Genomic DNA, 6,454 nt, shown 5'->3' with positions numbered 1-6,454 from the left:
CCCAGCAGTCGGCTCAGGCCGAAGGCCAGCGGGCCGGGGTCCCCGGGCGGTACCGCCAGGCAGGTCTCGCCGTCGCGCCCGGCGACCTCCGGGATCGCCCCACCGGTCGTCGCCACGAGGGGCGTCCCCGTGGCCATCGCCTCCGCCGCCGGGAGCGAGAAGCCCTCGTACAGCGAGGGCACGCAGGCGACCTGCGCCGAGCGGACCAGGTCGACGAGTTCGGCGTCGGAGATGCCCTTCACGAACTCGACGGCGCCTTCGAGGCCGTAGCGCTCGACGGCTTGGGCGACCGGGCCCTCGGTGGGGCGTTTGCCTACGACGATCAGGTGGGCGTCCGGGTGTTCGGTGCGGACCTTGGCGAGGGCCTCGACGAGGAAGACGAGGCCCTTGAGGGGGACGTCCGCGCTGGACGTCGTGACGATCCGGCCCGGTACCTGGGGTACGGCGGGGTCCGGGGAGAACTGGTCGGTGTCGGCGCCGATGTGGACGACGTGGATGCGGTCGTCGCGGACGCCGAGGTGGTCGATGATCTCCTGGCGCGAGGTGCCGGAGACGGTGAGGACGGAGGGGAGGCGGCGGGCGACCCGCTTCTGCATCCGCGTGAACGCGTACCAGCGGCGTTTGGACATCCGCTGGCGCCAGCTGTCGGCCGCGTCCAGCTCCAACTGCCGGTCCACGGTGATGGGGTGATGGATCGTCGTCACCAGCGGGGCGCCGACGTCGCCCAACAGGCCGTAGCCGAGCGTCTGGTTGTCGTGCACGATGTCGAACTCGCCGCGGCGGGACCGGAGATGGCGGCCGGCGCGGAGCGAGAAGGTGAGAGGCTCGGGGAAGCCGCCGGTCCACATCGTGGCGACTTCGAGGGCGTCGATCCAGTCGCGGTACTCGTCGCGCTCCGGGGTGCGGAAGGGGTCCGGGGAGCGGTAGAGGTCGAGCGAGGGCAGCTCGGTCAGGGAGACGCCGTCGTAGCCCTCGTCGAGGACGGGGTAGGGCTGTGAGCCGATGACCTCGACGTGGTGGCCGAGGCGGGCCAGTTCGCGGGAGAGATGGCGGACGTAGACGCCCTGGCCGCCGCAGAACGGGTTCCCTTTATAGGTGAGGAGTGCGATACGGAGCGGTCGCTCGCCGTCGGCTGCCGGATCCTCCTGGGGACCCGCCTGACTGGCCTCAGCGGTCACTCTGAGCCCCCTTCTGCCTGCACTGTCCCGCGAGATTACGCCGGGACGCTAATCTAGAACAAGTTTCAGACTTGATCGTCCAGGAGGTTCTGAATCTACCGGCCGGTACGGGCGCTGTGAGAAGTGGATCAGGTGATTCACACCACGGCCGAGACCCTGCCATGATCGGTCCGATCACCCGCCCTCACCGACAGTCACGGGAACAGTCACGGAACGGGAGCCATGCCAGTGGAAGCCAAGCCCGAAGCCACTGCGCGGACCTCGCCGCCCCTCACCGAGCGGCAGGAGGCGCGCCGGCGCCGCATCCTGCACGCGAGCGCGCAGTTGGCGAGCCGGGGCGGTTTCGACGCCGTGCAGATGCGGGAGGTCGCGGAGTCCTCGCAGGTCGCGCTCGGCACGCTGTACCGGTACTTCCCGTCCAAGGTGCATCTCCTGGTCGCCACGATGCAGGACCAGTTGGAGCACATGCACGGCACGCTCCGCAAGAAGCCGCCGAGCGGCGACAGCGCGGCCGAGCGGGTCGCCGAGACCCTGATGCGGGCCTTCCGCGCGCTCCAGCGCGAGCCGCATCTCGCCGACGCGATGGTCCGCGCGCTGACCTTCGCGGACCGCAGCGTCTCCCCCGAGGTCGACCAGGTGTCCCGGCAGACCACGGTGATCATCCTGGACGCGATGGGCTCGGAGCACCCGACGCCCGAGCAGCTCTCGGCCGTCCGCGTGATCGAGCACACCTGGCACTCGGCCCTGATCACCTGGCTCTCGGGCCGTGCGTCCATCGCCCAGGTGAAGATCGACATCGAGACGGTGTGCCGGTTGATCGACTTGACGTCAACCGACGATTGACCGATGCCATACCCAATGATTTCACCGCTGATACTATGGCTGCATGCCGATGATCACAGTGGAATTCACCGAGGAAGAACTCGCCGTGGCCAAGGAGCACGCAGCCTCGCTCGGCAAGTCGATGCGTGCCCATGCGCACGACATAATCCTCGCCGATGTACAGCGGGCGGCGTTCCTGAAGGACGTCGACAAGACCGTCGCCTGGGCTCTCGACGTGTTCAAGGACATGCCGGAGGGCATGCGTTGAGCCCTGTCATCCGGGTCGACGCGGGCTGGATCCTGGAGATCCAGACCCATGTCTCGCCCATCAACACGCCCGTCGCCGACTGGGGCGCCCTGGACGCCATGGCCAGCCGCCACCTCCTCGAACAGCCGCACGGCGAGCTCTACTACACGGAACCGGCGGCACGTGCTGCCACGTTCTTCCACACCGCGCTGCTCCTTCGCCCCTTCGCCGACTTCAACGCCGTCATCGGCTGGGCCTGCGCCTCGCTCTACATGACGGCCTCCGGGCAACGGGTCGACCCGAAATCCGACGATGTCCACCTTCTGGCCGGAGCGATCCGAGCCCAGGAGGCAGACCTGCGCGACACGGCCCGCGCCATCGCCGGCTGGCGCTGACCGGACTCCGCCCCCGCCCGGGGAAGATCACTCCTCGGGCGGGAACACCGGCTCCCCGCTCCCCAGCAGCGTGATCATGATGGCCTCCACCGGGCAGCCCTCCGCCGCCGCGAGGATCCGCTCGTTGGCGTCGGTCTCCGGTTCGGCCGGGTGGGACTGCATGGCCGAGTCGAGGCGGAAGCGGTCGGGGGCCTGGTGGACGCACTGGGCCGAGCCGATGCAGACGGAGCGGTCGACCTCGACCTGCCAGCGGTCGCCCATCCCCCGTTCACCCCTCCCAGCCGGCCGGCAGGTGGATCATCTTGTGTTCGAGGAACTCGGAGAGGCCCTCGGGCCCGAACTCCCGTCCCACACCGCTGTTCTTGTAGCCGCCGAAGGGGCCGAGCATGTCGAGGCTGAAGGTGTTGACGTTGTAGGTGCCGGTGCGGACCTGGCGGGCGATGTCGATGCCGTGGGCCACGTCGCCGGTCCACACGCTGCCGCTGAGGCCGTAGTCGGAGTCGTTCGCGATCTTCACGGCCTCGGTCTCGTCGCCGTACGGCAGCAGGCAGATGACCGGGCCGAAGATCTCCTCGCGGGCGATGCGCATGGAGTTGTCGACGTCGCCGAAGAGGGTGGGCTCGACGTACCAGCCGCGGTCGAGGCCGGGTGGACGGCCGCCGCCCGTAAGGATCTTGGCGCCCTCCTCCTGGCCGATACGGATGTAGTCGAGGTTGCGCTGCTGCTGGCGCTTGGCGACCAGCGGGCCCACCTGGGTGGCCGGGTCGAGCGGGTCGCCGACCACGAGCGCGCTCGCCGCCGCCGCGAAGGCGTCCGCGAACTCGTCGTAGCGCGAGCGGGGTACGAGGATGCGGGTCTGTGCGACGCACGCCTGGCCGTTGTTCATCCAGGCCGCCGAGACGATGCCGGGGACGGACGTGGTGATGTCCGCGTCGGGCAGCACGATCGCCGCCGACTTGCCGCCCAACTCCAGTGTCACGCGGGTGAGATGACGGGCGGCGACCTCCATCACGCGCTTGCCGGCCGCGACCGACCCGGTGAAGGAGATCTTGTCGATACCGGGGTGTCCGACGAGGTACTCGCTGACCTCGCGGTCGGCGGGGAGGATCGACAGGACGCCGTCCGGCAGCCCGGCCTCCTTGGTGATCTCGCCCAACAGATAGGCGTCCAGGGGGGTTTCGGGCGACGGCTTCAGGATCACGGTGCAGCCGGCGAGCAGCGCGGGCGCGAGCTTGGCGGCGGCCACGAACTGCGGGACGTTCCACGGCACTACGGCCGCGACCACCCCGACCGGCTCCCGGCGGACCAGGATCCTGCCGAGGACTCCGTCGCGGTACTCCTCGTAGGTACTGTGCCCACCCGGGGGACGACCCCCGGAACCCCCGAAAGCCTTCGCGACGGTGATCGCGGCGTCCCACACCATCATCGCGCCGAGGGCCTGCCCGAGGATGCTCCAGGAGTACGGCGACCCGTTCTCGGAGGAGATGACGCGCCCTATCTCCTCGTACCGGGCGGCGATCGCGTCCTTGACGCGGGTGACGACCGCGACCCGTTCGTCGAGCGTCATGCGGGGCCAGGGCCCCTCGTCGAAGGCCTTGCGTGCCACGGCGACCGCGCGGTCCACGTCCTGGCTCGACGCGTGCGGGACGCGTCCGATGACCTCCTCGGTGTGCGGGGAGATCACCTCGATGACGTCCTTGCCCAGGGGGTCGGTCAACTCCCCGCCGATGAACAGCTGTCGGTGTTCCACGAGCTCCGTCATGGCCGAACGCCTCCCCGGTACCGGTGTCTGACGATCCATCAGATACGAGGACTGAATACCAGTTCCGGTCGATGGAGTCCACGTATAGTGGCCGGACGGCGGCGATTGGGGAGTCCATGACGTCCACGGGGCAGGTCCACGACCACGGCGGCGGAGTTCGCTCCATCGAAGTCCCCATCCCCGACAACCCACTTGGGACCACGCTCGTCTACGTCGTCGACACCGACCGCGGACCGGTCCTGGTCGACACCGGCTGGGACGACCCGACCTCCTGGGACACCCTCGTGGCGGGTCTCGATGCCTGCGGTACGGGGGTCGGCGAGGTGCACGGCGTGATCATCACCCACCACCATCCCGACCACCACGGCCTGTCCGGGCGGGTGCGCGAGGCGTCCGGGGCGTGGCTCGCCATGCACGCGGCGGACACGGCGATCGTACGGCGGGCCCGTTCCACCGAACCGGGCCGCTGGCTGGCGTACATGACCGCGAAGCTCGTCGCGGCCGGTGCCCCCGAGGAGCATCTCGCGCCGCTCCGGGCGGCCCGTCCGCGCAGCGTGCCGGGGCTCGCGCCCGCGCTGCCCGACCGGGAGATCGTCCCCGGTGAACTCCTCGACCTGGCGGGCCGGCGACTGCGCGCGATCTGGACGCCGGGCCACACTCCCGGCCATGTCTGCCTGCACCTGGAGGAGGAGCACCCGGCTCAACTCCCGGGCCACGGGCGGCTGTTCTCCGGCGACCATCTGCTCCCCGAGATCACCCCGCACATCGGCCTGTACGAGGACCCGGACGACACCACGATCGCCGACCCTCTCGGCGACTACCTCGACTCCCTGGAGCGGATCGGGCGGCTCGCGCCCGCCGAGGTGCTCCCGGCCCACCAGCACACCTTCACCGACGCGCCGGGCCGGGTACGGGAGTTGCTCACGCACCACGAGGACCGGCTGACCGGACTGCTCACGCTGCTGTCGGAGCCGCTCACCGCCTGGCAGGTGGCGGAGCGGATGGAGTGGAACCGGCCCTGGGCCCAAATCCCCTACCAGTCAAGGAACATCGCGGTCTCCGAGGCCGAGGCGCATCTGCGGCGGCTGGTGAAGCTGGGCCAGGCGGAGGTCATGACGGGGAACGAGCCGGTGACGTACGTGGCGGTGTAGTTCGGCCGCGGTGTAATTCGGTCGCGGTGTAATTCGGTCGTGGGGCGAGGGGTGCGGCTGGTACCAACAACCCCATGGACCTGGACCCTTTGCAACGACTGCTCGCCGAACATGCCTGTGAGCGCGTCATCCTGGACTTCGTCCGCCGGCTCGATCTCGGTGAACCGTCCTCCGTCGCCGGGCTGTTCACCGAGGACGGCCGCTGGGAGTGGCCGGAGGGGGACAGAGCGGTCGAGGGGCGGGGGGCGTTGCGGAAGTACTTCGGCGCACGTCCCGCAGGCCGGCTCTCGCGCCGCCTGATGTCGAACGTCCTGGTCACCCTCACCACCCCCGACACGGCGATCTCGACGGCGTACTTCACGACGTACCGCGTCGACGGCTACCACGGCGGTCTGGTCACCGCCGGTCCCCCGGTCCAGGTCGGCCACTATGAGGACACCTTCCGCCAGGTGGACGGAAGTTGGCTGATCAACACCCGGACCCTGTTCCTGCCGTTCGGCGGCCCCACCCCGCGTCACTGACCGCCTCACCGGCTGATGGCCGCGTAGGCGATTCCCTCGTCGTACGACATCGCCAGGCCCGCCCGGTAGCCGGTCGCGTAGGCGTCGTCGCCGAGGTGTTCGCGGACGCGGAGTTCGCAGGTGCGGCGGGTGGCGATCAGGTCCGGGGAGTCCATCTGGGCGCGGCCGGTGAGTTCCCACAGCCGGGTGCCGATGCCGAGGAGGCGGGCGGCGCGGTGGGCGTCGCCCGCGGTGACGACGGCGGCAGCCAGCAGGTCGAGGGACATGGCGGCGCCGACGGTGTTGTGCAGCAGGGCATGGCCGGCGATCGAGGTGCGGGCACCGAGCACCGCGGCGCGGATGTCGCCGTGCGCCAGGTCCGCCTGGGCGATCAGGTAG

8 protein-coding genes and 1 pseudogene are annotated in these 6,454 nt (G+C 70.0%); 5 read left to right on the top strand and 4 right to left on the bottom strand.

The features are described 5' to 3' along the window. The coding region (locus R6V09_RS42800) for a glycosyltransferase family 4 protein (RefSeq protein WP_317886887.1) at positions 1 to 1,178 on the bottom strand (1,178 nt) is incomplete at its 3' end. 222 nt (positions 1,179 to 1,400) lie between these two features. On the opposite strand from R6V09_RS42800, the gene R6V09_RS42795 reads away from it, so the two are divergent. Genes R6V09_RS42795 through R6V09_RS42785 form a run of 3 tightly spaced genes read left to right on the top strand, consistent with a single transcriptional unit; the run spans position 1,401 to position 2,642 of the window. Then, entirely contained in the window at positions 1,401 to 2,021 is a 621-nt protein-coding gene (locus tag R6V09_RS42795) for a TetR family transcriptional regulator (RefSeq protein WP_317886886.1), read from the top strand. Between the two features lie 43 nt (positions 2,022 to 2,064). Next, positions 2,065 to 2,268, top strand: coding sequence for a hypothetical protein (locus R6V09_RS42790; RefSeq protein ID WP_317886885.1), 204 nt, complete (start codon positions 2,065 to 2,067; stop codon positions 2,266 to 2,268). After that, entirely contained in the window at positions 2,265 to 2,642 is a 378-nt protein-coding gene (locus tag R6V09_RS42785) for a hypothetical protein (RefSeq protein ID WP_317886884.1), read from the top strand. Before R6V09_RS42790 ends, R6V09_RS42785 begins: the two co-directional genes overlap by 4 nt. Positions 2,643 to 2,669: 27 nt before the next feature. On the opposite strand, the gene R6V09_RS42780 is transcribed toward R6V09_RS42785, so the two are convergent. Both R6V09_RS42780 and R6V09_RS42775 read right to left on the bottom strand, forming a co-directional pair. Further along, positions 2,670 to 2,903, bottom strand: a complete 234-nt coding sequence (locus R6V09_RS42780) for a ferredoxin (RefSeq protein WP_019067177.1) — start codon at positions 2,901 to 2,903, stop codon at positions 2,670 to 2,672. Between the two features lie 7 nt (positions 2,904 to 2,910). Next, positions 2,911 to 4,404, bottom strand: coding sequence for an aldehyde dehydrogenase (locus R6V09_RS42775; protein ID WP_317886883.1), 1,494 nt, complete (start codon positions 4,402 to 4,404; stop codon positions 2,911 to 2,913). Positions 4,405 to 4,520: 116 nt separating this feature from the next. Here R6V09_RS42775 and R6V09_RS42770 point away from each other — a divergent pair, with 116 nt between their 5' ends. Together R6V09_RS42770 and R6V09_RS42765 are read left to right on the top strand one after the other, a co-directional pair. After that, on the top strand, positions 4,521 to 5,555 hold the full coding sequence (locus R6V09_RS42770) for an MBL fold metallo-hydrolase (protein WP_317886882.1): 1,035 nt from the start codon (positions 4,521 to 4,523) through the stop codon (positions 5,553 to 5,555). A 74-nt stretch (positions 5,556 to 5,629) separates the two neighbouring features. Beyond that, positions 5,630 to 6,076, top strand: a complete 447-nt coding sequence (locus tag R6V09_RS42765) for a nuclear transport factor 2 family protein (protein ID WP_317886881.1) — start codon at positions 5,630 to 5,632, stop codon at positions 6,074 to 6,076. A gap of 5 nt (positions 6,077 to 6,081) precedes the next feature. On the opposite strand, the pseudogene R6V09_RS42760 reads toward R6V09_RS42765, so the two are convergent. Beyond that, positions 6,082 to 6,454, bottom strand: a pseudogene (locus R6V09_RS42760) (hypothetical protein); the annotation flags it as partial.

Source organism: Streptomyces sp. W16, assembly GCF_033194735.1.
In the GTDB taxonomy this organism is placed as follows: domain Bacteria; phylum Actinomycetota; class Actinomycetes; order Streptomycetales; family Streptomycetaceae; genus Streptomyces.
Note: the sequence above shows the minus strand (reverse complement) of the source record. Positions and strands in the feature narration are given on the sequence as shown.

Excerpts from the sequence above, each read along its gene's own strand:
- R6V09_RS42790 (WP_317886885.1), top strand. The coding sequence starts at position 2,065 with ATGCCGATGATCACAGTGGAATTCACCGAGGAAGAACTCGCCGTGGCC.
- R6V09_RS42780 (WP_019067177.1), bottom strand. The coding sequence starts at position 2,903 with ATGGGCGACCGCTGGCAGGTCGAGGTCGACCGCTCCGTCTGCATCGGC.
- R6V09_RS42795 (WP_317886886.1), top strand. The coding sequence starts at position 1,401 with ATGCCAGTGGAAGCCAAGCCCGAAGCCACTGCGCGGACCTCGCCGCCC.
- R6V09_RS42765 (WP_317886881.1), top strand. The coding sequence starts at position 5,630 with ATGGACCTGGACCCTTTGCAACGACTGCTCGCCGAACATGCCTGTGAG.
- R6V09_RS42775 (WP_317886883.1), bottom strand. The coding sequence starts at position 4,404 with ATGACGGAGCTCGTGGAACACCGACAGCTGTTCATCGGCGGGGAGTTG.
- R6V09_RS42770 (WP_317886882.1), top strand. The coding sequence starts at position 4,521 with ATGACGTCCACGGGGCAGGTCCACGACCACGGCGGCGGAGTTCGCTCC.